This window comes from Streptomyces sp. DSM 120436 (genome assembly GCF_055778765.1).
Map to the genome: position 1 here is coordinate 788,917 of NZ_JBSKBS010000001.1, position 25,271 is coordinate 814,187.

General features: G+C 73.4%; 26 protein-coding genes and 1 tRNA gene. 8 read left to right on the forward strand and 19 right to left on the reverse strand.

The annotated features are described in order from the left end of the window. Positions 1-22: 22 nt before the first annotated feature. Positions 23-385 (reverse strand): SsgA family sporulation/cell division regulator, encoded by a 363-nt coding sequence (locus tag ACWH4W_RS03455; RefSeq protein WP_473074374.1) that lies wholly within the window; start codon positions 383-385, stop codon positions 23-25. Between the two features lie 223 nt (positions 386-608). Between ACWH4W_RS03455 and ACWH4W_RS03460 the strand changes: the two genes are divergently transcribed. Further along, positions 609-1,787 carry a serine hydrolase domain-containing protein gene (locus ACWH4W_RS03460; protein WP_473074375.1) on the forward strand — a complete coding sequence of 393 codons (1,179 nt, stop codon included), beginning with the start codon at positions 609-611 and terminating at the stop codon, positions 1,785-1,787. Between the two features lie 10 nt (positions 1,788-1,797). Here the strand turns inward: ACWH4W_RS03460 and ACWH4W_RS03465 are convergent, their stop codons facing one another. The 3 genes from ACWH4W_RS03465 to ACWH4W_RS03475 all read right to left on the reverse strand — a co-directional run bounded on the left by ACWH4W_RS03465 (position 1,798) and on the right by ACWH4W_RS03475 (position 5,276). Beyond that, positions 1,798-2,073 carry a DUF1876 domain-containing protein gene (locus ACWH4W_RS03465; protein ID WP_106413814.1) on the reverse strand — a complete coding sequence of 92 codons (276 nt, stop codon included), beginning with the start codon at positions 2,071-2,073 and terminating at the stop codon, positions 1,798-1,800. Between the two features lie 253 nt (positions 2,074-2,326). Continuing rightward, complete coding sequence (locus tag ACWH4W_RS03470; protein ID WP_473074376.1) at positions 2,327-4,543, reverse strand: MMPL family transporter; 2,217 nt, start codon at positions 4,541-4,543, stop codon at positions 2,327-2,329. Positions 4,544-4,673: 130 nt separating this feature from the next. Continuing rightward, positions 4,674-5,276 carry a TetR/AcrR family transcriptional regulator gene (locus ACWH4W_RS03475; RefSeq protein ID WP_473074377.1) on the reverse strand — a complete coding sequence of 201 codons (603 nt, stop codon included), beginning with the start codon at positions 5,274-5,276 and terminating at the stop codon, positions 4,674-4,676. Between the two features lie 173 nt (positions 5,277-5,449). Here ACWH4W_RS03475 and ACWH4W_RS03480 point away from each other — a divergent pair, with 173 nt between their 5' ends. Then, positions 5,450-8,752 (forward strand): S41 family peptidase, encoded by a 3,303-nt coding sequence (locus tag ACWH4W_RS03480; protein WP_473074378.1) that lies wholly within the window; start codon positions 5,450-5,452, stop codon positions 8,750-8,752. 76 nt (positions 8,753-8,828) lie between these two features. Here the strand turns inward: ACWH4W_RS03480 and ACWH4W_RS03485 are convergent, their stop codons facing one another. The 4 genes from ACWH4W_RS03485 to ACWH4W_RS03500 all read right to left on the reverse strand — a co-directional run bounded on the left by ACWH4W_RS03485 (position 8,829) and on the right by ACWH4W_RS03500 (position 12,413). After that, positions 8,829-9,005 carry a hypothetical protein gene (locus ACWH4W_RS03485; protein ID WP_167743360.1) on the reverse strand — a complete coding sequence of 59 codons (177 nt, stop codon included), beginning with the start codon at positions 9,003-9,005 and terminating at the stop codon, positions 8,829-8,831. A 74-nt stretch (positions 9,006-9,079) separates the two neighbouring features. Continuing rightward, positions 9,080-9,964, reverse strand: a complete 885-nt coding sequence (locus ACWH4W_RS03490) for an SDR family oxidoreductase (RefSeq protein ID WP_473074379.1) — start codon at positions 9,962-9,964, stop codon at positions 9,080-9,082. Next, positions 9,961-10,899, reverse strand: coding sequence for an alpha/beta fold hydrolase (locus ACWH4W_RS03495; protein WP_473074380.1), 939 nt, complete (start codon positions 10,897-10,899; stop codon positions 9,961-9,963). The genes ACWH4W_RS03490 and ACWH4W_RS03495 overlap by 4 nt, the downstream gene beginning before the upstream one ends. After that, entirely contained in the window at positions 10,896-12,413 is a 1,518-nt protein-coding gene (locus tag ACWH4W_RS03500; protein ID WP_473074381.1) for a flavin-containing monooxygenase, read from the reverse strand. The genes ACWH4W_RS03495 and ACWH4W_RS03500 overlap by 4 nt, the downstream gene beginning before the upstream one ends. A 176-nt stretch (positions 12,414-12,589) precedes the next feature. Here ACWH4W_RS03500 and ACWH4W_RS03505 point away from each other — a divergent pair, with 176 nt between their 5' ends. Beyond that, a complete protein-coding gene (locus ACWH4W_RS03505) occupies positions 12,590-13,210 on the forward strand; it encodes a MerR family transcriptional regulator (RefSeq protein ID WP_473077402.1) in 621 nt (206 codons plus the stop codon). Positions 13,211-13,249: 39 nt separating this feature from the next. On the opposite strand, the gene ACWH4W_RS03510 is transcribed toward ACWH4W_RS03505, so the two are convergent. Continuing rightward, positions 13,250-13,756 carry a cupin domain-containing protein gene (locus tag ACWH4W_RS03510; RefSeq protein ID WP_473074382.1) on the reverse strand — a complete coding sequence of 169 codons (507 nt, stop codon included), beginning with the start codon at positions 13,754-13,756 and terminating at the stop codon, positions 13,250-13,252. Between the two features lie 177 nt (positions 13,757-13,933). Between ACWH4W_RS03510 and pdxR the strand changes: the two genes are divergently transcribed. Further along, positions 13,934-15,370, forward strand: a complete 1,437-nt coding sequence (gene pdxR / locus ACWH4W_RS03515) for a MocR-like pyridoxine biosynthesis transcription factor PdxR (RefSeq protein WP_473074383.1) — start codon at positions 13,934-13,936, stop codon at positions 15,368-15,370. Positions 15,371-15,464: 94 nt separating this feature from the next. Here pdxR and ACWH4W_RS03520 read toward each other — a convergent pair whose 3' ends face one another. Next, positions 15,465-16,265: an exodeoxyribonuclease III gene (locus ACWH4W_RS03520; RefSeq protein WP_473074384.1), complete on the reverse strand. Its 801-nt coding sequence runs from the start codon at positions 16,263-16,265 to the stop codon at positions 15,465-15,467. A 51-nt stretch (positions 16,266-16,316) separates the two neighbouring features. Here ACWH4W_RS03520 and ACWH4W_RS03525 point away from each other — a divergent pair, with 51 nt between their 5' ends. Continuing rightward, positions 16,317-16,796 carry a GNAT family N-acetyltransferase gene (locus ACWH4W_RS03525; protein WP_473074385.1) on the forward strand — a complete coding sequence of 160 codons (480 nt, stop codon included), beginning with the start codon at positions 16,317-16,319 and terminating at the stop codon, positions 16,794-16,796. 66 nt (positions 16,797-16,862) lie between these two features. On the opposite strand, the gene ACWH4W_RS03530 is transcribed toward ACWH4W_RS03525, so the two are convergent. Beyond that, the gene (locus tag ACWH4W_RS03530) at positions 16,863-17,225 is read right to left on the reverse strand and encodes a hypothetical protein (protein WP_473074386.1); all 363 of its coding nucleotides are present in this window, start codon (positions 17,223-17,225) and stop codon (positions 16,863-16,865) included. Further along, complete coding sequence (locus ACWH4W_RS03535) at positions 17,225-17,560, reverse strand: hypothetical protein (RefSeq protein WP_473074387.1); 336 nt, start codon at positions 17,558-17,560, stop codon at positions 17,225-17,227. The genes ACWH4W_RS03530 and ACWH4W_RS03535 overlap by 1 nt, the downstream gene beginning before the upstream one ends. A gap of 163 nt (positions 17,561-17,723) precedes the next feature. Between ACWH4W_RS03535 and ACWH4W_RS03540 the strand changes: the two genes are divergently transcribed. Further along, positions 17,724-18,020 (forward strand): GntR family transcriptional regulator, encoded by a 297-nt coding sequence (locus ACWH4W_RS03540; protein ID WP_473074388.1) that lies wholly within the window; start codon positions 17,724-17,726, stop codon positions 18,018-18,020. Between the two features lie 178 nt (positions 18,021-18,198). Continuing rightward, the gene (locus tag ACWH4W_RS03545) at positions 18,199-18,891 is read left to right on the forward strand and encodes a hypothetical protein (protein ID WP_473074389.1); all 693 of its coding nucleotides are present in this window, start codon (positions 18,199-18,201) and stop codon (positions 18,889-18,891) included. 55 nt (positions 18,892-18,946) lie between these two features. Here ACWH4W_RS03545 and ACWH4W_RS03550 read toward each other — a convergent pair. The 7 genes from ACWH4W_RS03550 to galU all read right to left on the reverse strand — a co-directional run bounded on the left by ACWH4W_RS03550 (position 18,947) and on the right by galU (position 24,523). Beyond that, positions 18,947-19,020: transfer RNA gene (locus tag ACWH4W_RS03550), tRNA-Ala, on the reverse strand. 60 nt (positions 19,021-19,080) lie between these two features. Beyond that, complete coding sequence (gene sepX / locus ACWH4W_RS03555) at positions 19,081-20,298, reverse strand: divisome protein SepX/GlpR (protein ID WP_473074390.1); 1,218 nt, start codon at positions 20,296-20,298, stop codon at positions 19,081-19,083. 173 nt (positions 20,299-20,471) lie between these two features. Continuing rightward, positions 20,472-21,125: a GNAT family N-acetyltransferase gene (locus ACWH4W_RS03560; protein WP_473077403.1), complete on the reverse strand. Its 654-nt coding sequence runs from the start codon at positions 21,123-21,125 to the stop codon at positions 20,472-20,474. 26 nt (positions 21,126-21,151) lie between these two features. Continuing rightward, entirely contained in the window at positions 21,152-21,694 is a 543-nt protein-coding gene (locus ACWH4W_RS03565; RefSeq protein ID WP_473074391.1) for a MogA/MoaB family molybdenum cofactor biosynthesis protein, read from the reverse strand. Further along, positions 21,691-22,206: a cyclic pyranopterin monophosphate synthase MoaC gene (gene moaC, locus ACWH4W_RS03570; RefSeq protein ID WP_473074392.1), complete on the reverse strand. Its 516-nt coding sequence runs from the start codon at positions 22,204-22,206 to the stop codon at positions 21,691-21,693. Before moaC ends, ACWH4W_RS03565 begins: the two co-directional genes overlap by 4 nt. A gap of 86 nt (positions 22,207-22,292) precedes the next feature. After that, on the reverse strand, positions 22,293-23,615 hold the full coding sequence (glp, locus tag ACWH4W_RS03575) for a molybdotransferase-like divisome protein Glp (RefSeq protein WP_473074393.1): 1,323 nt from the start codon (positions 23,613-23,615) through the stop codon (positions 22,293-22,295). Further along, positions 23,612-24,523, reverse strand: a complete 912-nt coding sequence (gene galU, locus ACWH4W_RS03580; protein WP_473074394.1) for a UTP--glucose-1-phosphate uridylyltransferase GalU — start codon at positions 24,521-24,523, stop codon at positions 23,612-23,614. Before galU ends, glp begins: the two co-directional genes overlap by 4 nt. Before the next feature lie 167 nt (positions 24,524-24,690). Between galU and ACWH4W_RS03585 the strand changes: the two genes are divergently transcribed. Further along, a complete protein-coding gene (locus ACWH4W_RS03585; protein WP_473074395.1) occupies positions 24,691-25,263 on the forward strand; it encodes a 5-formyltetrahydrofolate cyclo-ligase in 573 nt (190 codons plus the stop codon). The last annotated feature ends 8 nt before the right edge of the window (positions 25,264-25,271 follow it).

Below are 25,271 nucleotides of genomic sequence, written 5' to 3' on the forward strand. Positions count from 1 at the left end.
GTCCCGGTGGGGAACCGGCCGGTCAGTGGGGGACCGGCTGGGCCGCCGGCACGCGGGTGAGGCGGAGGAAGCGGGTCAGGGTCCTGGTGTCGAACTCGACGACCGAGTGGCCCCGGCCGCTGTGGAACTCCACGACCGTCTGCGCCCGGCCGCACGGCCACACCCGTGTGCCGCCGCGGTCCACGGGCGCGGTGAGGCCGCTTTCCAGCAGGTCCCGTTCGACGACCCACTCGCGGGGCACCGCCCCGGGCAGGGCGACCCGCACCTGACGGGGGTCGGCCTCGGGGTCGTACCGCAGCACCACGGGGATGGCCCTGTGGCTCTCCGGCAGGGGGGCCGCGTCCGTCACGATGTGGACGCGCGCGTACTGCTCGATCACGGACATCGGTGGGCCCCTTACGCTGCGTCGTGCGCCCGTCAAGGCTCCCCGGGCTTACCGGTTCGCCTACCCGCCCCCGTCCATCGTGCACCCAAACCGGAATTTGTGCTTCCGAGCGGCGTACCGGTGCCGTCCGCCCGTGGGTGACGAGCGCGCCGCGCCCTGGAATCGCAGGCGCGGCGGCGTGGTTGCACCCACTGTCGCAGGCGAGTGGAAGGAACGACCGTACGTGGAAGACACGGACGTCGACGTGCACGGCACGGTGGCCGACGGGTACGAACCGGTCCGGGAGGCGTTCGCCCGGAACTTCGAGCGGCTCGGGGAGCGGGGGGCGGCGCTCGCCGTGTACCGGGACGGGCACCGGGTCGTGGACCTGTGGGCCGGGACCAAGGACGTCGACGGCGACGGACCCTGGCGGCGGGACACCGCCCAGGTCGTCCGGTCGGCCACCAAGGGCGTCGCGGCCGCCGCGCTGCTGATGCTGCACGAGCGCGGGCTGCTGGACCTGGACGCGCCGGTCGGCCGGTACTGGCCGGAGTTCAAGGCGCACGGCAAGGAGGGCGTGCTGGTCCGGCACGTCCTCGGGCACCGGGCGGGACTGCCGGTGCTGGACCGTCCGCTGAGCCTCGCCGAGGCGGCCGACCCGCGGCGCGCCGCCCTGGCGGTCGCCGCGCAGGCCCCGGTGTGGGAGCCGGGCACGGACCACGGCTACCACGCGCTGACGTACGGCTGGCTGGTGGACGAGCTGGTGCGCCGGGTGACGGGCCGGGGCGCCGGCGACTGGACGGCGACCGAGATCGCCGCCCCGCTGGGCCTCGATCTGTGGGTCGGTCTCCCGGACGCCGAGGCGCACCGCGTCGGCCGGGTCGGCAGGATCGAGGCGCCCGAGCCGTCAGGGGCGCTGCGCGCCCGGCCCAAGCGGTCGGTCACCGCCGCCTACGCCGACCCGGCCTCCCTCACCCGCCGCGCCTTCGCCGCGATCGAACCGTCCCCGGACCAGAACGACCCGGCGTTCCACGCGGCCGCCCTGCCCGCCGCGAACGGCATCGCGACGGCGGACGGGCTGGCCCGCTTCTACGCGTCGCTCGTCGGTCCGGTCGACGGCGTGCGCCTGCTCGCCCCGGCCACGGTGGAGCGCGCCCGCGCCGAGGAGTCCGCGGGCCCCGACCGGGTCCTGGTGGTGGGCACCCGCTTCGGGCTCGGCTACATGCTGCACGGCACCGCCTCCCCCTTCCTGGCCCCGGGCTCCTTCGGCCACCCCGGCCGCGGCGGCTCCCTCGGCTTCGCCGACCCGGAGTCCGGCGTCGCCTTCGGCTACGTCACCAACGGCTTCCGCAGGACGGTGACGGCGGACCCCAGGGCCCAGGCGCTGATCCGCGCGGTGCGGGGGTGCGTCGCGCGTTCCTAGACGCGCGTTCCTAGACGTGGATCGGGTGGGAGACGCGGCCGGACGCGTCGTCGATCTCGCGGTGCGCCTTGTCGAGCATCTGCATGGCGAGCTCGTTCAGGGCCCGGGCGCCGGCGATCTCCTCCCCGACCCGCGGCTGATTGGCGTCGGTGTAGTGCCGGGACGCGTGCCCGTGGGCGCGCACCTCGGACCCGTCGGGCAGCCGGACCATCGCGGCCGCGCGGGTGTGCTGGTCGTCCTCCATGAACTCCAGCTCCACGTGCCATCCCACTGCGGTGTGCATCATGACGGATCACCTCCGGTTTTCCTCTGGTTCCAGGGTGCGCCCTCCGCCCGCGTGCCGCACGCGCCCTCCCCCGCGCCCGCGGCGTCACAGCTCGCGTTCGCGCACGGCCACGGCCCGAAGGGGGCACGCGGCCGATGGCGCGGCCCGCGGCCGGCCCGCGACCTCGTCCCGTGCGGCGGACGGAACGAGGAAGCCGGTGAGGGCGCCCCGTCCCCACGGAGCCCTCACCGGCTGGTCGTGACCGTCCGTGCCGTCAGGCGCGGACGAGTTCCTTGTCCTCGTCGTCCTTGCCCGCCGCGCCGTCGTGCGCGGCGAGGCTCTCGCCCTCGACGTCCACGTTGGGCAGGGCGCGGTCCATCCACTTCGGCAGCCACCAGGCCTTGTCGCCGAGCAGCGCCAGGACGGCCGGGACGATGGCCATGCGGACCACGAACGCGTCGAAGAGGACGGCGGTCGCGAGGCCGAAGCCGATCATCTTGACCATGGAGTCGCTGGACCCGATGAACCCGGAGAACACCGCGATCATGATGATCGCCGCGGCGGTCACCACCCGGGCGCTGTACCGGAATCCGGTGACCACCGCCTGGCTCGGCTTCTCGCCGTGGATGTGGGCCTCGCGGATGCGGGTCACGAGGAAGACCTCGTAGTCCATGGCCAGTCCGAAGACCACGCCGACCATGAAGAGCGGCATCATCGACATGATCGGGCCGGTCTCCTCGACGCCCATCAGGCCGGACAGCCAGCCCCACTGGTAGACCGCGACGACCGCGCCGAGGGCCCCCAGCACGGAGAGCAGGAAGCCGAGGGCCGCCTTCAGCGGGACCAGGATCGAACGGAACACCACGATCAGCAGCAGGAACGCGAGCCCGACCACCAGCACCAGGTACGGCACCAGCGCGTCGTTGAGCTTCTGCGAGACGTCGATGTTCATCGCCGTGGCGCCGGTGACGAGGACCTCGGCGCCGCTGTCGGCCTTGAGGTCGGCGCCCGCGGCACGGATGTCGTGCACCAGGTCCTCGGTGGTGACCGAGGACGGCTTGGCGTCCGGGATCACGGTGATCGTCGCGGTGTCGCCGGCCTTGTTGGGGGCCGCCGGGGCGACGGTCACGACGTTGTCGAGGGCCTTGATGTCCTCGCCGGCCTGCTGGAACACGGCCTGCGGGTCGTCGCTGCCCTTGGCGTCGACCACGACCATCAGCGGGCCGTTGAAGCCGGGGCCGAAGCCCTCGGAGAGCAGGTCGTAGGCGCGGCGCTGGGTGGTGGACGTCGGCTGGGAGCCGTCGTCGGGCAGGCCCAGCTCCAGGGAGCCGGCCGGGACCGCGGCGGCGCCGAGGCCGACCACGCCGAGCAGCAGCACGGCCAGCGGACGGCGGACGACGAAGCTCGCCCAGCGGGTGCCCATGTTGGGGCGGTCCGCCTTGTCCCCGGCGCGGCCGCCGCCGAGCAGCTTGCTCTTCTCGCCCGCGGGGCGGATGCGGCGGCCCGCGTAGCCGAGCACGGCGGGGATGAGGGTGAGGGCGATGAGGACCGCGACGGCGACCGTGCCGGCGGCGGCGATGCCCATCTTCGTCAGCATCGGGATGTTGACGACGGTCAGGCCCACCAGGGCGATGATGACGGTCAGGCCGGCGAAGACCACCGCGGAGCCGGCGGTGCCCACGGCGCGTCCGGCCGCCTCCTCGCGCCCGCGTCCCTCGGCCAGTTCGGCGCGGTAGCGGGAGACCACGAACAGGGCGTAGTCGATGCCGACCGCGAGACCGATCATCGAGGCCAGGATGGAGGTGGTGGAGCCCAGGTCGAGCGTGCTGGCCAGCGCGGTGATGGTGGCCACGCCGATGCCGACGCCGACGATGGCGGTGAGCAGCGGCAGCCCGGCGGCGAGCAGCGAGCCGAGGGTGATGACCAGCACGACCGCGGCGACGCCGATGCCGATGATCTCCGCGGTGCCGGTCTCGGGTATGGCCTGGAGGGCGTCGCCGCCGATCTCGACGGTCAGCCCGGAGTCACGGGCGTCCTCCCCGGCGGCCTTCAGCGCCTCGCGGGACGACTCCTCCAGCTCCATGCCGGAGACCTCGTAGGTCACCGAGGTGTAGGCGATCGTGCCGTCCCGGCTGACGCCGCCGGTCCGGTACGGGTCGGTGACCTGGGCGACCTCGGCGCCGTCGGACAGTGTGCCGACGGTCTCCTGGACCGCCGCCTTGTTGTCGGGGTCGGTCACCTTCTCGCCGTCGGGCGCCTTGAAGACGACACGGGCGGTGGCTCCGTCGGCGTTGGCGCCGGGGAAGCGTTCCTCCAGCAGGTCGAAGGCCTTCTGGGCCTCGGTGCCGGGGATGGAGAAGGAGGAGGTGCCGGCCGCGGGCGCGCCGGCCGCGCCGACGCCCGCGAGCGCCAGCAGCGCCACCCAGAAGAGGGCGACGAAGTGCCGTTTCCGGAAGGAGAACCGGCCGAGTCGGTAGAGGAATGTGGCCACGAGGGCGTACTCCCGGTCAGTCGTGGTTGCTTCAGGGCAGGACGGTTCAGCCCGACGACGCTGGGGGTACCACCCATGCCCTACGGGCTATGGGGGAGGTGACGTCAGGTGGTGGCTGGCGGTGGGGCGGTCAGTGGGGTGGGGCGACTCCGAGGGCGGGGAGTACCACGGCGTCGATGTACGAGGTGAGGAACGCCTGCGTGGGCGGCTGCTCGTCGATCAGCGTCCGCGTGGCGAACGCGCCGACGAGCATGTGCACGGTGTAGTCCAGCGCCGGATTGTCCGCGCGGACCTCGCCCCGTTCGATCGCGCGGTCGACGATCCGGCGGAACTCCTCGATCTCCGGCTCCACCAGCAGCTCGCGGAACGCCCGAAGGAGGTCGTCGTTCTGGTGCACCGCCATGGCGAGGGCCCGCATGAGGGCGACGTTCTGCGCCATGACGCAGTCGTCCTCGCGGCCGATGATGGTGTGCAGGTCACTTCTCAGGGACCCGGTGTCCACGTCGGCGGTGCTGCCCGGTTTCTGGCTGCGCATCGCCCGGACGACCAGTTCGGCCTTGCCGCCCCACTGGCGGTAGAGCGTGGCCTTGCTGGACCGGGTGCGGGCGGCCACGGCGTCCATGGTGAGGGCGTCGTAGCCGACCTCACGGAGCAGGTCGAGCACGGCCCGGTACAGGCCGGCCTCGCGCTCGGGGGTGATCCGGCTGCGACGTGACGTCGCGATGTCGCTCATGCCGGCCACCTTTCCGCTCGGTCCCGCCGCGTCAAAGAAACGACACGGTTTCGTACAAGAAGAAGGTACCCCGATCCGCTAACGAAACGGCACGGTTTCGTTCGTGTTCTGCGTCACGGTTGTCGGTCCCGCATAAGTTGCTGCGGTCCGTCCCCCGGAAAAGCATGGGGAGGGTGACTTATCTGCGTCTGCCGCACCTCAAGGACGACCTGCTGTGCTTCGTGGCGGAGGACGACCTCTGGCTCGCCCCGCTGGACGGGCCGGGCCGCGCCTGGCGGCTCACCGCCGACCGCACCAAGCTCGGCCACCCCCGCTTCTCCCCCGACGGCCGCCACCTCGCGTACACGAGCTGGCGCACCCTGGACCCCGAGGTGCACCTGGTGCCGGTGGACGGCGGACCCGGCCGGCGGCTGACGTACTGGGGCAGCTCCGACACCCGGGTCTGCGGCTGGGCCCCGCCCGACGAGCAGGGGCACGCCGCGATCCTCGCCGTCACCTCGCACGGCGAGCCCTTCTCCTACTTCACCTGGGCCTACAAGCTGGGCCTCGACGGCAGCCCCGGACGCAAGCTGCCCTGGGGGCCGGTCTCCGACATCCAGGTCGCCGACCTCGCGGGCGAGCGCAGGTCGCTGCTGCTCACCGGCGCCCCGCCGCACGAACCGGCGTCCTGGAAGCGCTACCGGGGCGGCGCCACCGGCCGGCTGTGGCTGCACGGGCACCGCCTGCTGGAGGGGATCGACGGCCATCTCCACTCCCCCGTGTTCGCCGGCGGCCGGATCGCCTTCCTCTCCGACCACGAGGGCATCGGCAACCTCTACTCCTGCGCGTACGACGGCACCGACCTGCGCCGCCACACCGACCACGACGCCTTCTACGCCCGGCACGCGTCCACCGACGGCACCCGGATCGTCTACCAGTGCGCCGGCGACCTGTGGATCGTGGACGACCTGTCCCCCGGATCGAAGCCGCGCCGCCTCGACGTGCGGCTGAGCGGCCCGCGCTCCGGCCGCCGCCCGTACCAGGTGCCCGCCGCCCAGCACCTGGACGGCCTGTCCGTCGACGAGACCGGCCGCGCCAGCGCCGTCGTCGTGCGCGGCAGCCTGTACTGGCTCACCCACCGCGACGGCCCCGCCCGCGCCCTGACCGACACCCCGGGCGTGCGGGTGCGGCTGCCGGAGATGCTCGGCGCGGGCGGCCAGGTCGCCTACGTCACGGACGCCGAGGGCGAGGACGCCGTGGAGATCGCCTCGCTGCCCCGGGCGACCGGCCACCGCCCGCACCGGCGGCTGGCCGCCGGGAAACTGGGCCGGGTGCTGGAGACGGCCGCCGACCCCGAGGGGCGGCGGCTCGCGGTCGCCACGCACGACGGGCGGCTGCTGCTGGTGGACACCGACGAGGCGACGGACGGGACGGCCGAGGAGGTCACCGAGCTGATCCACTCCGGCAACGGCCCGGCGCGCGACCTCGCCTTCTCCCCCGACGGGGCCTGGCTGGCCTGGTCCCACCCGGTGATCGGGCGGTCGCTGCGGCAGATCAAACTCGCCCGGATCAAGGACCGGCTGGTCCTCGACGTCACCGACGGCCGCTTCGAGGACGAGAACCCGGTCTTCACCCGCGACGGCCGCTATCTGGCGTTCCTGTCCTGGCGCGGCTTCGACCCGGTGTACGACGTGCACACCGGCGACCTGTCCTTCCCGCTGGGCTGCCGCCCGTACCTGGTGCCGCTGTCCTCGGCGACGCCCTCGCCGTTCGCGCTGAACCCCGAGGGCCGTCCGGCCGCCGGGGGCCTGGACCCGGTGGAGCAGGAGGAGACCGAGGAGGGCGGCACGGTCACCGTGGAGGCGGAGGGCCTGGAGAGCAGGGTGACGCCCTTCCCGGTGGCCGCCTCCAAGTACTCGGGGCTGTACCCGGTCGCGGGCTGCGGGCTGGTGTGGCTGCGCTGGCCGATCTCGGGCGCGCTCGGCGAGACGTTCGCCCACCCCGACGACACCACCGGCCGGCCCACCCTGGAGTACTTCGACATCCCCCGGGCCAAGAGGTCCGACCTCGTCACCCACCTCGACTTCTTCGCGGTGAGCGGCGACGGCACCCGGCTGGTCGTGGCCGACGAGGGCGAGCTGCGCGCGGTGCCCGCCACCGAGCCGGGCGACGGCGACTCCACCGTGTGGATCGACCTGCGCCGCATCAAGCACGAGGCCGACCCGGCGGCCGAGTGGCGCCAGGCGTACGCGGAGGCGGGGCGGCTGATCCGCGCCTACTTCTGGGACCCGGGCATGTGCGGCATCGACTGGGACGGCGTGCTGGAGCAGTACCGTCCGCTGGTCGAACGGGTCGCCTCCCCCGACGAGTTCGCCGACCTGCTGCGCGAGGTCCTCGGCGAACTGGGCACCTCGCACGCCTACGTCACCGCCGCCCGCCGCAACGAGGGCCCCCCGCACTACCAGCGCCGCCAGGGGCTGCTCGGCGCCGATCTGGTGCCGCGCGAGGCGGGATGGACGGTGAAGCGGATCCTGCCCGGCGACTCCTCCGACTCCCGCGCCCGCTCCCCGCTGGCCGGCGCCGGCGTCCGCGAGGGCGCGGTCCTCACCCATGTCGACGGCCGCCCGGTGGACCCGGTCACCGGCCCCTACCCGCTGCTCGCGGCGGCGGGCGGCACGACCGTGGAGCTGACCTTCGTCCCGCCCGGCACCCACCGCCCTCCCGAGGAAGGCCCTTCGGGTCCCTCCTCTTCGGGCGAGGGCCCGCCCCGGCGGGTGGCGGTCGTCCCGCTGGCCGACGAGACACCCCTGCGCTACCAGTACTGGGTCGCCAAACGACGCGCCGTCGTGCGGGAGTTGAGCGGTGGTCGCTGCGGGTACCTGCACATCCCCGACATGGGCGGATCCGGCTGGGCGCAGTTCAACCGGGACGTGCGCAGGGAGATGTCCCGGCCCGCGCTCATCGTGGACGTGCGCGGCAACGCGGGCGGGCACATCAGCGAACTCGTGGTGGAGAAGCTGACCCGCACCATCATCGGCTGGGACCTCACCCGCGACGCCCAGCCCGTGTCGTACGCCTCCCACGCGCCGCGCGGACCGGTCGTCGCGCTGGCGGACGAGGCGACCAGTTCCGACGGCGACATGATCACCGCTGCGTTCAAACTGCTGAGGCTGGGGCCCGTGGTGGGGCAGCGCACCTGGGGCGGGGTGGTCGGCATGACCGGCCGGCACCGGCTCGGCGACGGCACGGTGATCACGGTGCCGATGAACGCGGCCTGGTTCGACGCGTACGGCTGGTCCGTGGAGAACCGGGGCGTCGACCCCGACCTGGAGGCGCTGCGCACCCCGCTGGACTGGGCCGAGGGCCGGCACGCGGTCCTGGACGACGCCGTACGGCTCGCCCTGGAGGCGCTGGAGGCCGAACCACCCGCCTCGCCGCCCGGATACGGCGACGTGCCCGACCGGTCCCGTCCCGCGCTGCCGCCGCGGAGCGGCTGAGGACAGGAGAAAGGGGGTGCCCCCTTCGCCAGGGGCACCCCCTCCTACGGCACGTCACTGTCCGGGTGCGCGAGCGTCAGACCTCGCGGTCCTGGTCGAAACGCTCCTCGGACTCGCGGCGGCGCTGCGGGTCCGTCTCGTCGTCCCGACGGCGGCCGCGGTTCTGCAGCTGCTCCTTGCCCTGCTGGGCGCGCTGCTTGGCCTGCTGCTGGAACTGCCCGGCCTTCTCCTGCATCTGGTCCTTCATACCCATGTGGGTTCACTCCCGTTGTGGGTGGGGAACTTGCCCGACCAGATTCACACGGGGGGTCACCCTGCGCATGTCGATCAGTCACGGACCGTAGCGCGGTGCTGTTCGTCGGCGTTGCCGCCCGCTCCGACCAGCCCGATGCGCAGACCGTCGAGCCGGCCCGCGAACCGCTTCATCTCCCGTTGTCCCACGGTGCCTATGAGGGCGGGCAGGTAGCCGCGGACGCCCTGCATGCCGCGCAGCCAGCCCTGTCCGTAGACGTGTCCGGCGCGCCGCTCGATGCCGGCGACCAGCCGGTCCACGGCGGGCCCCAGCGGGTAGGTCTTGTTGGCCGGCCACGGCAGCCGCTGCCTCAACTCCCGCATGACGTCGTCCTGGTCGGCGCCGCGCACCATGTCGGTGTCCGTCCACGACAGGTAGCCGACGCCCACCTTCACGCCCTGGTGCCCCACTTCGGCGCGCAGCGCGTGCGCGTACGCCTCCACACCGGACTTGGAGGCGCAGTAGGCCGTCATCATCGGCGCCGGGGTGATCGCGGCGAGGGAAGCGATCTGCAGCAGGTAGCCGCGGGTCTCGGTGAGCAGCGGCAGGAACGCCCGCGCGGTGACGGCGGACCCGACGAGGTTGACCTCGATCACCCGCCGCCAGGCGTCCGGGTCGGACTCGGTGAACGGACCGCCCGTCGCCACACCGGCGTTGGCGACCACGATGTCCACCCGGCCGAACCGCTCCCGCACCTCCCCGGCGACCCGCGTCATCGCCTCGTGGTCGGTGACGTCCGCATACCAGTGGTCGCTGTCGCTGTGCAGCCGGGCGGAGACGTCCTTCAGCGCGTCCGGCTCCAGACCGACCAGCGCCACCTTCACACCGCGCGCGGAGAGTTTGCGGGCCAGCAGCTCCCCGACCCCGCGCGCCGCCCCGGTGACGACGGCGACCTTGCCTTCGAGACTGACCCTGCTCATGCGCTCTCCTCGACGGGTACGGCGGGCTGTCGGGCACTCACGTGGGCGGCGACGAGGTCCCGGATCCGCGCGGTGACCAGGTCGGGCGCCTCGACGGGCGTCATGTGGCCGACGCCGGGCAGTTCGGTGACGCCGCGGCAGTCGGGCAGCGCGGCGGCGAGCGCGCGGGCGTGCACGGGCGGGGTGAGCCGGTCGGCGGTGCCGACGACGATCTGTGCCGGCACCCTCACCTCGCGTACGGCGTCGTCGAGGTCGAGGCCGGCGAGCACGTGCGACCAGGCGTGGCGCACCGTGCGCGGGCAGGCGTGCACGATGCGGGCGCAGGCCTCCACCATGTCCGGCGCCGAAGCGGGGCCCATGGTCGCGTACTTGAGGATGCGGCGGGCGGTGGGCGTGACCGGGCCCAGCGGGAGGCCGCTGCCCAGGATGCGCGCGGTCAGCCAGGTCCGCGGCCGGCCCGGCCGCAGCGGCAGCACGGTCGACTCGGCGACCAGCCGTCCGCTGCCGGTGCTGCACAGCAGGACGGCGGCGGCGTGCTCGCGGAACGCGGGCCGGCCGGCGGCGGCCAGCACCGTCATGCCGCCCATGGAGTGCCCGGCGACCACGGCCCGTTCGCCGGGGGCGAGGGTGGCGGTGAGCACGGCCTCGAGGTCGTCGGCGAGCGCGTCCGTGCCGCACGCGGGGCTCGCCGGGGTGCGCCCGTGACCGCGCTGGTCGTAGGCGATCACCCGGTGGTCCGCGGCGAGTTCACGGATCTGCGCGGCCCAGAACGCGGTCGAGCAGGTCCAGCCGTGCGCGAGGACGACGGCGGGCGCGCCCTCGGGGCCGTGCGCCTCGACGTGGAGCGGGGCGCCGTCGGCGGAGACGGCGGTCAGCTCGCGCGCCGGGGCGGGCGGCGCGTAACGCCCGGTGGTGACGGGGGTGATACGGCTCACGCGGCCACCTCCGCGCTCTCCGCGCCGGCCTTTGGACGCTCCGCCGGGGCGCGCAGCACGGTGTACTCGGCGAGGTCGACGCGTCGGGTGGCGCGCCGGAACTCGGCGGTGGTGCCGGGCCAGATGGTGGTGTTGCGGCCGCTCGCGTCGAGGTACCAGCTGGTGCAGCCGCCGGTGTTCCACACCGTGCGCTTCATCCGCTCCTGCACCCGGTGGTTCCAGGCGCGCACCGCGCTCGGGCGGGCGTCGAGGGCGACCCGGCCCCCGAGGACGTCGAGCTGACGCAGGTAGTCGGCCATGTAGGTGAGCTGGGACTCGATCATCAGGATCATCGAGGAGTTCCCGAGGCCGGTGTTGGGGCCGATGATCGTCATCCAGTTGGGGAACCCGGCCGCGGAGGCGCCGCGCAGCGCCTGCATGCCGCCCGCCCAGGACTCGGCGAGGGTCCTGCCCCCGGGGCCGACGACCCGCTCGGCGATCGGCATGTCGGTGACGTGGAAGCCGGTGCCGAACACGATCGCGTCGGCCTCGGCCTCGGTGCCGTCGGCGGCCACCAGGGTGGAGCCGCGCACCTCGCTCAGCCCGCTCGCGACGACGTCCACGTTGGACTGCGCGAGCGCCGGGTAGTACGTGCTGGACAGCAGGATCCGCTTGCAGCCGATGCGGTAGTCCGGGGTGAGCTTGGCGCGCAGCGCCGGGTCCTTGATCGCCCGCGCCATGTTCCGCTTGGCGAGCTGCTCGACGAAGCCGAGCTCGCCCGGGTGCTTGGTGAACGCCTGGACCTGCAGCTCCCGGATGCCCCAGAGCACCCCGCGGCGCAGCTTGGCGGTGACGGGCAGCGCCCGGTGCACGGCGCGCTCGGCGGCGCCGATGGGCCGGTCCATGCGGGGCAGGACCCAGGCGGGGGTGCGCTGGAACAGGGTGAGCCGGTCCACCTGCGGCTGGATCGCCGGGACGATCTGGATCGCGGAGGCGCCGGTGCCGATCACGGCGACGCGCTTGCCACGCAGGTCGTAGTCGTGGTCCCAGCGGGCGGAGTGGAACACCTTGCCGGGGAAGGCGTCGAGGCCGGGGACGTCCGGCAGCTTGGGCTCGGACAGCGGCCCGGTGGCGGAGACGACGACGTCCGCGCTCCAGTTCCCGCCGGTGGTCTCGATGTCCCAGCGCAGCCGCTCGGCGTCCCACGTCATCCGCTTCACCTCCGCGTGGAAGCGGAGGTGCGGGCGCAGCCCGAAGACGTCGGTGACGTGCTCCAGGTAGGCGCGGATGTGCTCCTGGCCGGAGAAGGAGCGCGGCCAGTCGGGGTTGGGTGCGAAGGAGAAGGAGTACAGGTGCGAGGGCACGTCGCAGGCGCACCCGGGGTAACTGTTGTCGCGCCAGGTGCCGCCGACGCTGCCGGCCCGTTCCAGGACGACGAAGTCGGTGATCCCCTCACGGCGCAGCCGTACGGCGGCCCCGAGTCCGCCGAAACCCGACCCGATCACCGCGACCCGTACATGCTCGTGCTCGGCCATCCCAAAGCCTCCGCGCATCGCTCCGACCATGCCAGTGAACACTGGCGCAATGGGGAGCGTAGAGCAGTGCCGTACTCATGGGTAGGGGGTGCGCGAGGAAAGTTACCGTCGGTACGACCTAGGGTTCAGGTGTGGCAGACGACAGCGAGGAACCCACGCAGCGGCGCGAGTACCGCATGGAGGAGCTGGCGCGGCTCGCCGGCATCACCGTGCGCACGCTCCGCTTCTACCGCGAGCGGAAACTGATCCCGCCACCGCGCCGCGAGGGCCGCATCGCCTGGTACGACGACCACCACCTGGCCCGGCTGCGCACCATCACCGCGCTGCTGGAGCGCGGCCACACGCTGAACGGCATAGCCGAGCTGGCCGAGGCCTTCGACAACGGGCGCGACGTCGGCGACCTGCTCGGCATGGAGGCCCCCACCGAGGAGACCCCGGTCCGCCTGACCCCCGAGGAGCTCGCCGACCACTTCGCGGGCGAGGTCACCCCCGAGAACCTGGCCGCCGCCCTGGACCTCGGCTACCTCGGCGTCGACGGCGAGGAGATCGTCCACATCAGCCGCCGCCTGCTGGAGGTGTCGTCCGCACTGGTCCGCGAGGGCATCCCGCTCGGCGAGGTGCTCCGCGCCGGCGCGGAGGTCCGCACCCACGCCGACGCGCTGGCCGACCTCTTCGCCGGCCTGATCCTGCGCCACGCCCCGCAGGAGGCCCTCCACCGCCTGCGCCCGCTGGCCCGCAGCGTGGTGGACGCGGAGCTGTCGCTGGCGCTGGACCGGAGGCTGCCCCAGCGCGACTGAGCCGCGCCGAAGGCCGGGGGGAGCCTTCCCGGCGGCCGGTCAGACCCCGGCCGTCTCCGCCTGCCAGAGGGGGCTGGCGCAGTAGTGGTTGTCGTACCGCTCGGAACTGGCCTTGATGTCCTCGACGGTGGCCTCGCCCCGGTGGACGCGCTCCAGCAGGCGGTAGTAGTCGAAGCGGTCCATGCCGGGGGTGAAGGCGACCAGCACGTCGGCCTCCTCGCCCCGGGCCGGGGCGAAGGCGTGCGGCAGCCGCGGCGGCACCGTCACGAAGTCGCCCGCCTCCAGGGTGACGATCCGGTCGCCCAGCAGCACGCGCAGGCTGCCGCCGAGCACGAAGAACACCTCGGTCGCCCTGGTGTGGAAGTGGGCGGGCGCGCCGGGAGAGCCCTTGCGCAAGGTGGCCCGGTTGGCCGTCAGCGCTCCCTGGGTCCCGTCGGAGTCGGCGAGCAGGGTGATGAGACTGGCGGCCCCGTCCTGCAGCGTCTCGGCGGAGTCGGCGCGGACGAGGACGGGACGGGCGGACGTGTGCGCGGCGTTCTCGGACACAGGGTTCTCCTCGGGCGTGGTCGGGGCGGTGCGGCAACGGGGAGCGGCACCGCGCGGGCCCCTGCGGGCCGGCGCCGGGCCCCCGGCGTCGCGCCGGGCCCCCGGCGTCGCGCCGGGCCCCGTTCCCCGTGACCACCACGCTAGGCGTCACAATGACCCCGCGTAGGGTGCATTCCCGTGACGGATTCATGGGTCAATCACGCCGGGCGCACCGGCAACGACCTCCATCTGGACCTGGACCCGGCCGGAGGCGGCAGCCGCCGCGCCGTGCTCGGCCGTGCGCTGCGTGAGGCGATCAGGGAGGGACGACTGGCACCGGGCACCCGGCTCCCTCCCTACCGGTCGCTCGCCGCCGACCTCGGACTGGCCCGCAACACCGTCGCCGAGACCTACGCCGAACTCGTCGCCGAGGGCTGGCTGGTCGCCCGTCAGGGGTCGGGGACCCGGGTGGCCCCCGGAGCGAGGCCGGCCGCTCCCCCGCGCGTTCCCGAACCCGTGCCGGCCTCCCCGGAACCACCCGCCCACGACCTGCGGCAGGGACTGCCCGACGTCGCCTCCTTCCCCCGTGCGGCCTGGCTGGCCTCCGCCCGGCGGGCGCTGAACGCCGCGCCCCACGAGGCGTTCGGGCCCGGTGATCCCCGCGGACGGCCGGAGCTGCGGCGCGCCCTCGCCGGATACCTGTCCCGTGTCCGGGGCGTCCGCGCACGCCCCGGGGCGATCGTCGTGTGCTCCGGCGTCGCGCACGCCCTGCGCCTGCTCTTCGACGGCAAGGTGGTGCGCGGCCCTCTGGCCGTGGAGTCCTACGGGCTGCCGTTCCACCGGTCGCTCCTGGCGGCGGCACGGGTCCGGACCGTGCCCCTGACGCTCGACGAACACGGCGCGCGCACCGAGGAGTTGTCCACCCTGAAGGGGGTACGGGCGGCCCTGCTCACCCCCGCCCACCAGTTCCCCACCGGGGGAGCACTCCGCCCCGAGCGGCGGGCCGCCGCGGTGGACTGGGCGCGCACGGCCGGGGGCGTGCTGCTGGAGGACGACTACGACGGGGAGTTCCGTTACGACCGGGAGCCGGTGGGCGCCGTCCAGGGACTCGACCCGCAGCACGTCGTGTACCTGGGCTCGCTCAGCAAGAGCCTCTCCCCCGCGCTGAGACTGGGCTGGATGGTGCTGCCGGAGCACCTGGTGGAGCCCGTGCTGCGCGTCAAGGGGGAGCGCGAGGCGTGGGCGGGGGTCACTGACCAGCTGACCCTCGCCGATTTCATCGAGTCGGGCCACTACGACCGTCACATCCGCCGGACCCGGCAGCGTTACCGGGACCGAAGGGACCGTCTGGTCGCGCTCCTCGCCCGCCGGACGCCGCACATCGCGCCCACGGGCGTCGCCGCGGGCCTGCACGCGGTGCTGGACCTGCCGCCCGGCACCGAGCGGTCCGTGGCCGAGGCCGCGGCCCGGCAGCGCGTCGCGGTGGACTCACTCGCCGGTTTCCGGCACCCGGACGCCACCATGCCCGCCCGCGACGGCCTGGTCGTCGGCTATGCCGCGCCTCCCGACCACGGTCTCAAAGCGGCGTTCGACGCCCTCTGCGGCATCTTGCCTCCCCCGCCGGGCGGGGGGTGACGGCCACGGCCGCCCGGGCGCCCCAGGGCGGCCGCACGCTTGGCGGGGCCACGCGCGGGCCCGCGTGCCCGGCGGCTCGTCGCCCGTGGGGCGTCTACGCGTACACCACCGTCACCGGCGCGTGGTCCGACCAGCGCTCGGCGTGCGTGGCCGCCCGCTCCACGTACGCCTTCACCGCGCGGTCCGCGAGGCCCGGGGTCGTCATCTGGTAGTCGATGCGCCATCCGGCGTCATTGTCAAAGGCCCGCCCCCGGTACGACCACCACGAGTACGGCCCGTCGACGTCCGGGTGCAGGGCCCGCACCACGTCGACGTAGCCGCCCTCGGCCGGGTCGAGGACGCGGGAGAGCCACTCCCGCTCCTCGGGCAGGAAGCCGGAGTTCTTGGTGTTGCCGCGCCAGTTCCTCAGGTCGGCCTGCTCGTGCGCGATGTTCCAGTCGCCGCAGACCACGACCTCGCGCCCGTCGGCGGCGGCCTTCTCCCGCAGCTCCTTCAGGTACGCCAGGAACTCGTCCATGAAGCGGACCTTCTCGTCCTGCCGCTCCGTGCCGACCTCGCCGGACGGCAGGTACAGGGAGGCGACGGTCACACCGGGCAGGTCCGCCTCGACGTACCGCCCGCTGCCGTCGAACTCCGCCGAGCCGAACCCGACCCGGACCCGCTCGGGCTCGCGCCGGGTGTACAGCGAGACGCCCGCGCGCCCCTTCGCGGCGGCCGGCGCGTGCACCACGTGCCAGCCCTCGGGCTCCCGCACCGTCTCCGGGAGCTGCGCCGCCTCGGCCCGCACCTCCTGGAGGCACAGCACATCGGCGGAGGTACCGGCGAGCCACTCCACGAAGCCCTTCCTGGCGGCGGCGCGGAGTCCGTTGACGTTGACAGAGGTCACAGTGAGCACCAGGGCACGATACGGCACGCGCAGGTCCGGGCATGTTTTACGGTGTTCGTCATGGAAATCCGCCGGGTCCCCTACGACCACCCCGACGCCGTGAAACTGGACGCAGAGGTCCAGGCCGAATATGCCGTCCGCTACGGCGACGGCGGCGACGAAACCCCCATGGACCCCGCGGACTTCCGGCCCCCCAACGGCGTCTACCTGATCGCCTACGACGAACTGGGCGTCCCGGTCGCCTCCGGCGGCTGGCGCGTCCAGGACGCCAACGGCGAGGGCAACCGCGACGGCGACGCGGAACTGAAGCGCATGTACGTCGTCGAGCAGATGCGCGGCCGCGGCCTCGCCCGCCGCATCCTCGCCGCCCTGGAGGAGGACGCCCGCGCCGCCGGCCGCGTCCGCATGGTCCTGGAGACCGGCACCAAGCAGCCGGAGGCCATCGCCCTCTACACCTCCAGCGGCTACGAGCCCTGCGAGAAGTTCGGCTACTACCGCTTCCACGAGTCCAGCCGCTGCTACGCCAAGAAGCTGAGGTGAGGGGTACCGGGGGCGTGCCTCACCGGACTTCAGGCCGCGTACGGAGCGGGGCGGTGGGGACGCCGGTCAGGAGGACCGCTCCGGGGTGGGGGCGCCCCCGGGGTCGTCACCGGGCGTGGTGACGTCGTGGTCGTCGCCTCCGGCGGCGGGCCGGGGCAGACGTCGCCCCCGGGACTCCGCGATCCGCAGGGCGTCGGCGAGGCACTCGGTGAGCCGGATGGCGCCGTACCGCACCTCGACGTGCGGGGACAGCGGGTCCTCCAGCACGTGCCGGGCGCGCTCGAGCACGTCCAGGCCGTCGGCGAGTTGCTGAGCCTCCATTTCGTCGGCCAGCCGCGAGACGTATCCGTCCTCGCCCTCGGCGAGGAAGCAGGGCTTTCCGTCCGGCGTGGACCAGGGCAGCAGCCGGAGCGAGGCGTACGACTCCATCAGGCGGCCACCCTTCCCGCGCCGGTGGTGAGCTGGTCGAGGTCGATCCCGAAGTCGGTGGCGAGGACGAGGGTGGCCCTGCGGCGACGCCGCTGACGTGCGCGTTCCTGTTCGTGGGCGGTGAGGTAGGGGCGGACGAGCCGGGAGTCCGCGCCGTCGAGGGGGAGGTGCAGGCAGTACGGGGAGCGGTGGAGGGGGAGGCGGACGGAGTCGGCTGCGGGGGCGGGACCGGCGGTGAGGTACGCGGGGCGGGGGGCGCCTGCGCGGTGGATTCCGGTGCCGGGACCGAGGAGAAGGCCCAGCCGATGGGCGGGGCGGCGGATAAGGTCGTGCATGTCGACGCTCCTTCGTAGCGTGGGCCGCGCCCCGGGAGGTCTGGATCACCTCGCCGGGGTCTCTTGTTCTCCACCTTGCAGCAGGATGCGTTAGGTAGCAATAGGAAGCATGCGGTTGCACCCATACGTGGTGGGCTGCTTTTCCCCGCCTTAGCGTGCATCCATGGCTGAGGAGCGTGAGTGGAGACCCGACCCAACGAGTCATGTCTACGTGTATCTACAGGTCGTGCACCACATCGCTGAGCAGATCCGCACCGGGCGGCTCCCCGCGGGCGCACGTCTCCCTGCTGAACGCGACCTCGCGGAGCAGTACGGCGTAGCCGTCAACACCATCCGTCGAGCCGTCCGTGACCTACGCGACCAAGGACTGGTCATCACTGTTCCCATCAAGGGGACGTTCGTACGCCCTGAAGCACCCTCCAGCAATGCACCGGCAAACGAAGACGGGACCGCCGGCTGACGATCCCGTTTCACTGCTGTACCGCTGTTGCTCGGCGGCCCTTGTTCAGCACCGCACGGCGCATCGGACGCGGCGCCGGCGTGCCCAAAGCAGGGAGCGAAGGCCGCAGTTGGCGTCCCGTGAGGCATCCGTCCAGGTCACATAGCATGATCGTCCGTTTCTCATCCGAGGGGGCCTCATGCGAAAGATCCCGGCCGCTGTGACAGCGGCTCTGGTGTGCCTGGTGACGGGAGTCGCCGTGACCGGCTGTTCCGACGACGGCGCGGCAAAGTCGCGCTCCGCCGATCAGCTGCTCGACGACGCGAACGCCGCGATGAACGCGCTGACATCGGTGACCGTCGACATCGTCAACAGGACGACCGAGGACGGGGAGCTGTCCACCCGCCTCGTGACCGACCTCGAGGACACGTGCAGGTTCACCTCGAACGGGCCCTCGGGTTCCCGCCTGGAGCAGATCCGGATCGACGGGTCGGACTACGTGCGCCCGAACCGGGCCTACCTGGAGGAGTCGGGGCGGCAGATGTCCGGTGCGGGCGAGCAGGAGCGCTGGGTCAAGACCCCTGCGAGCGAGTCGGAGCCGGGTGACGGGCTCGCGCAGTGCACGTACGAGTTCGCCTCGTTCGGCGAGGCGGACGAGAAGGGCGGGCAGACCGAGGTCGGCGGGATAGCGGCGACCTCGCTGGAGGTGGCCGACGGCGAGGACGGCTCCTTCACCTTCTCCATCGCCGCCGAGAGCAAGCCGTACATCCTCAGGGTCGTCTACAAGGACGACGAGCGGGTCGTCACCACGTCCTTCAGCGCCTTCGACGAGCCGTTGGACATACGGCCTCCGGACGAGGCCAAGGTGCTGGACATGACCGGCATCGACTGACAGCCGGAACAAGTCGAAGCCCCGGCCGGGTGAACCCGGCCGGGGCTTCGTTGCGTGGACCTGAGGGGATTTGAACCCCTGGCCCCCTCGATGCGAACGAGGTGCGCTACCGGACTGCGCCACAGGCCCTTGCAACGAGTGAAACTTTAGCATCCCGATCGGGGTGCTCAAAAATCCGATGTCCGGGTGCTACTCGTTCGCGGCCTTGGGGCGGTCGCCGTCCTCGTACTGGTCGAAGAGCGGGGTGCGGCCGCGCTCGCGGGAGCGGCGGGCGGAGGCGGCGCGGCGGGCGTCGTTGCGGCCGTCGCCGGTGTCCTGGTCGTCGGCCGCCGGCGGCTGCGGCTCCTCGGCCGCCGCCTGCGTCCCGTCCACCGGTACGGCGCTGGAGCGGGCGGAGCTCCAGGCGTCCGGGGCGCCGAGGTCGACCTCGCCGGAGGCGCGCGGGGCGACCGGGGCCGTCACGTACGTGGGCAGCGGGACGGGGACCGGGTCCCAGCTGTCGCCGCCCTGGCCGGGGCGCCGGCTGCGCTCGCGCTGCTGGTCGACCCATTCGGCGTGGTCGGTCTGCTCGACCAGCGCACGCCGGTCCGCGGCGAGCGCGGACAGGCCGGGGTCGGTGTCGGCGCCCGCTTCCGGGTCCTCCGGTTCGTCCGGGTCGGTCTCGTCGACGGCGGGACGGCGGCGGGGCCGCCGCTCGCGCAGCCGCCGCGCGGCGGCCTCGGCCTGGCGGCGGTCCATCTGGTAGGCGAACCGGCGGCGCTCCTGGGAGCGCAGGTAGGCGATGTAGGCGCTGAGCAGCACGGCGGGCACGCCGGGCGCCCACAGGAACGCCAGCCCGCCGACCGCGGCGACGATCGCGCCGACCGTGAAGGCGAGGAACAGCATCGTGGTGGTGCGGCGGCGGCGCGCGAGCACCTGCGAGCGCCGGGCGCGCTCGGCGGCGGCCTGCGCGGTGCGGTCCCGGCGGGCGGCGTCCGGGGCGCGGCGCGCGGCGGGGACGCGGTCCTGTGCGGCCGGCCTCTGTGCGGCGGCCGGTTCGCCTCGCGTGGCGACCGCCTCGGCCGTGTGCGGTTCGGCGGGTTCCGGCTGTTCCCCATGCGGGGCCGGCACGGGTACCTGGGTCTGCGGGCGGGTCTGGGACACGGCGAAGGCCCGGACGTCCACCGAGTCGGTGATCGCATCCGGGTCGTGGACGCTCTGCTCCCCCTCGTCGGCGGAGCGCGCCCGCAGGTCCTTGGCGTACCGGCGCTCCATCCCCGCCCGTCCGGACAGCAGTCGGATGGCGGTGCTGAAGCGTTCCGTCGGACGTGCCTCGTTCAGCTCGTCCTGCCTACGGAGCCACATCGGCACCAAGTAGGCGGCCCAGGCCCCGACGATGACTGCGTAGATGAGGCCGCTGCTGCTCACGTCTCACACCGTAGAGGGGTTCGCACGGGGCCATAGGCCAATTGGGCCGGTGTGTCGCACGATCTGGCTGATATTTCGAACTTTTCTTGTGATGGACGCGATCAGACAGGGGCCGGAACACGGTAATTGCCGGCTCGCAGCCGGTCGTCCCGCGACGTAATTCGAACGTATATTCAATTACCGGGGCCGTGCGGGATTCCCCGGTCACGCCGTTCGTGTCCGGGCAGCTCATGGCGGGACCGCTCCTGCGCGCGGGTACGGCGCCAGCGGGCGAGCAGGCCGTCGGGGACTTCTTCCGCGGTGAGCGCGAACACGAGATGGTCGCGCCACGCGCCGTCGATGTGGAGATAGCGCGGACGCAGCCCTTCCGCGCGGAATCCGAGTTTCTCCACGACCCGGCGGCTCGGCCCGTTCTCGGGGCGAATGCACACCTCGACGCGGTGCAGTCCGACGGTGCGGAAACAGTGGTCGACGGTCATCGCCACGGCCGTCGGCACCACGCCCCGTCCGGCCACGGCCTCGTCCACCCAGTAGCCGACGTGCCCGGAGCACATCGAGCCCCAGGTGATCCCGGCGACCGTCAACTGACCGACGAGGCGGCCCTGGTACTCGATGACGAACGGCAGCATGCGGCCCGCCTTCGCCTCGGAGCGCAGGTGGCGCACCATCTGCCGGTAGGTGGGGCGGTGGGTGACCGGGCCGCTGGGCGTGGGCGGCGGGATGGTCGCCTCCCAGGGGCGCAGCCAGTCGCGGTTGCGGCGGTTCACCTCGCGCCAGGCCTTCTGGTCGCGCAGCTTTATCGGCCGGAGGACGATGTCGCCGTCCACCAGTTCCACCGGCCAGTACGGGGGGTTCAGCGCGCACCTCCGGCACCGGTGTCCGGGCGGGGGTGGTCCCCGCCGCGCAGCTGGTCCACGGCGTGCTTCAGCAGCGGCTCCAGGACGGCGAGGCCGTCCTTCACCCCGCCGCTGGAGCCGGGGAGGTTGACGATCAGCGTGCCGCCCGCGACTCCCGCGAGGCCCCGGGAGAGGGCGGCGGTGGGCACCTTGTCCCGGCCGTACGCGCGGATGGCCTCCGCGATGCCGGGGATCTCGCGGTCGATCACCCGGCGGGTGGCCTCGGGGGTGCGGTCGGTGGGCGAGACGCCGGTGCCGCCGGTGGTGACGACGACGTCGTATCCGGCGTCGACGGCCGCGCGCAGGGCGGCCTCCACGGGATCGCCGTCGGGGACCACCCGCGGGCCGTCGACGGTGAAGCCGAACCGCTTCAGGCCCTCGGCGATCAAGGGGCCGCCCGTGTCCGCGTAGACGCCGGCGGCGGCCCGGTTGGACGCCGTGACCACGAGCGCGCTGTACGGGGCGAGCAGCGCGCCGCCGACGGTCGCGTCAAGCGTCATGACCGGCTCCAGTCGCCCGACCTGCCGCCCGTCTTCTCCTCCACCCGCACGTCCGTGATGACCGCCTCCTTGTCGACCGCCTTGACCATGTCGATCACGGTGAGCGCGGCCACGGACACCGCGGTGAGCGCCTCCATCTCGACGCCCGTGCGGTCCGTCGTCCGCACGGTCGCCGCGATCTCCACGGCGTCGTCCGCGACCGACAGGTCCAGTCTCACACCGGACAGCGCCAGGGGGTGGCACAGCGGGATCAGGTCGGGGGTGCGTTTGGCGCCCATGATGCCCGCGATGCGCGCGGTGGCGAGCGCGTCGCCCTTGGGCACGCCCTCGCCGCGCAGCAGCTCGACCACGCGGGGCGCGACGAGCACGCGGCCGGTGGCCCGTGCGGTGCGCGCGGTGACGTCCTTGCCGGACACGTCGACCATGCGGGCGGCGCCCGCCTCGTCGATGTGGGTCAGACGGGACTGGTCGTCAAAGGTGCCGGGGGTGTCCCCCCGGGAAGGCACGGTCATGATCGTGTGGCGCTCCCGGTCGTGGCCCGTCGGGGTGCGGGGCACGGGCCTGCTGTGCGCGACACGCTACCGCCAAAGGGCGGTGCTCAGCCGAGCAGGACCACCTCGACCTCGGTGCCCGGCGCCACGTCCTCGACGTCCTCGGGGACCACGATGAGCGCGTTCGCCCGCGCGAGGGCGGCGATCAGGTGCGAGCCGGCCCCGCCGACGGGCGTGACCGTGCCGTCGGCGTACCGGCCGCGCAGGAACTGGCGGCGGCCCTTCGGCGAGGTCAGCGCCTTCTCGGCGGTCAGTTCGGCGCGGACCCGCGGCCGGTGGACGTCCTCGAGCCCCATCAGGGTGCGGATGGCGGGGCGGACGAAGAGCTCGAAGGAGACGTAGGAGGAGACCGGGTTGCCGGGCAGGGCGAGCAGCGGGGTGTGGTCGGGGCCGATGGAGCCGAAGCCCTGGGGTTTGCCCGGCTGCATGGCGAGGCGGCGGAACTCCACGCCGCTGCCGGGCTCGTCCTCGTCGCCCGCGTGCGCCAGCGCCTCCTTGACGACGTCGTACGCCCCGACGCTGACGCCGCCGGAGGTGACCATGAGGTCGGCGCGGACGAGCTGGTCCTCGATGGTGTCGCGGAGGGTCGCGGCGTCGTCGGCGACGGCGCCCACGCGGTAGGCGAGGGCGCCGGCGTCCCGGGCGGCGGCGGTCAGGGCGAAGCTGTTGGAGTCGTAGATCCGGCCGGGGCGCAGTGCCTCGTCGGGCTGGACGAGTTCGCTGCCGGTGGAGAGGACCACCACGCGCGGGCGGGGGCGCACCCGGACCGTGCCGCGGCCGACGGCGGCGAGCAGGGAGATCTGCGGCGGGCCGAGGACGGTGCCGGCCTCCAGGACGCGGTCGCCGGCCCGGACGTCGCCGCCCTGGGCGCGGACGTGCGCGCGGGCGGGCGCGGGGCGGTGCACGGCGACCTGTCCGGTGGCGCCGTCGGGGGCGAGGCTGCGGGCGCGCATCCCGGCGGCGGGGCCCTGTCCGAGTCCGCCGTCGGTCCACTCCACGGGGACGACGGTCTCGGCGCCGGGCGGCAGCGGGGCGCCGGTCATGATGCGGGCGGCCTGTCCGGGGCCGACGTGGACGGGATCGGCCGCGCCGGCCGCGACGTCGCCGACGACCTCCAGGGAGGCCGGGTACCGCTCGCTCGCGCCCGCGACGTCGGCGACCCGCACCGCGTAGCCGTCCATCGAACTGTTGTCGAAGGGGGGCAGGGAGACCGGCGCCGTGACGTCCTCGACGAGGACGCAGCCCTGTGCGTCGAGGAGGTTCAGCTCGATGGGTTCGAGCGGGCGGACGGTCGCGAGGATGTCGTCCAGGTGCTCGTCCACCGACCAGAGGCGGTCCGGTTCTGCGGTGCGGGGCGCGGCGCTGCTCAACGTTGCTGCATCTCCTCGGTGACGAATCGCTGGAGCCAGGTCCGGAAGTCCGGTCCCAGGTCCTCACGTTCGCATGCGAGCCGGACAATGGCACGCAGGTAGTCGCCGCGGTCGCCGGTGTCATAGCGGCGGCCCCGGAAGACGACGCCGTGCACCGGGCCGCCGAGGGTGGCGTCCGCGGCGAGCTGCTGGAGGGCGTCGGTCAGCTGGATCTCGCCGCCGCGGCCGGGCTCGGTCTTGCCCAGCACGTCGAAGACGGCCGGGTCGAGGACGTAGCGGCCGATGATGGCGTAGGGGGAGGGCGCCTCCTCGCGGGAGGGCTTCTCGACCAGGCCGCTGAGCCGGACGACGTCGTCGTCCGCGGTGGCCTCGACGGCGGCCGAGCCGTAGAGGTGGATCTGTTCGGGGGCCACCCGCATCAGCGCGACGACGCTGCCGCCGTGCTGCTGCTGGACCTCGATCATGCGCTGGAGGAGCGGGTCGCGCGGGTCGATGAGGTCGTCGCCGAGGAGGACGGCGAAGGGTTCGTCACCGACGTGCGGGGCGGCGCACAGCACGGCGTGGCCGAGGCCCTTGGGGTCGCCCTGGCGGACGTAGTGCATGGTGGCGAGGTCGCTGGACTCCTGGACCTTGGCGAGGCGCTCGCCGTCGCCCTTCTTCTCGAGCGCGGACTCGAGTTCGTAGTTGCGGTCGAAGTGGTCCTCGAGGGGGCGCTTGTTGCGGCCCGTCACCATGAGGACGTCGTCCAGGCCGGCGGCGACGGCCTCTTCGACCACGTACTGGATCGCCGGCTTGTCGACCACCGGCAGCATCTCCTTGGGCGTGGCCTTCGTGGCCGGCAGGAACCGGGTGCCGAGGCCGGCGGCGGGGATGACAGCCTTGCTGATCCGCGGGTGTGACTGAGACATGGCGGACACCCTAGCTGGTGTCTTTGCCCTGAATCTGCAGCTCCGCCGAAGAAATGCTCATATGAGCACATTAAAACAGTACGGGAATCGAGTTGAGACAGAACCAGAGCCAGCCCGAACCTGACAAGCGCACACGACGACGCGAAGTCCTCCGGGTGAGGTACGGGTTGACGGCCGATGACGTTCAGGGACACGCCGACGCCCTGGCCCGCCGGGCGCTCGCGCTGCCCGAGCTGGCCGGGGCGCGCACGGTGGCCGCGTACGTCTCGGTGGGAAGCGAACCAGGCACCCCCGCCCTGCTGGACGCGCTGCGCGCGCGGGGCGTGCGCGTCCTGCTGCCCGCCCTGCTGCCGGACAACGACCTGGCGTGGGGCGTGTACCGGGGGCCGGACTCCCTGCGGCCGGCGCGTCACGGCGGCGGGCGGATGACCCTGCTGGAGCCGGCCGGGGAGCGCCTGGGGCCCGACGCCGTGACGGAGGCGGACGCCGTGCTGCTGCCGGGCCTGTCGGTGGACGCCCGCGGCATGCGGCTGGGCCGCGGCGGCGGCTCCTACGACCGGGTCCTCGCCCGCCTCGACCGCGCCGGCGTCCGTCCGGCGCTGGTGGTGCTGCTGTACGACTGGGAGGTCGTCGAACGGGTCCCCGAGGAGCCGCACGACCGGCCGGTGCACGCGGTGGTGACACCGTCCGGGGTGCGCCGGTTCGGCCCTCCCGTGCCGCACCCGCCGGAAAGCCCCTGAAGACGCGG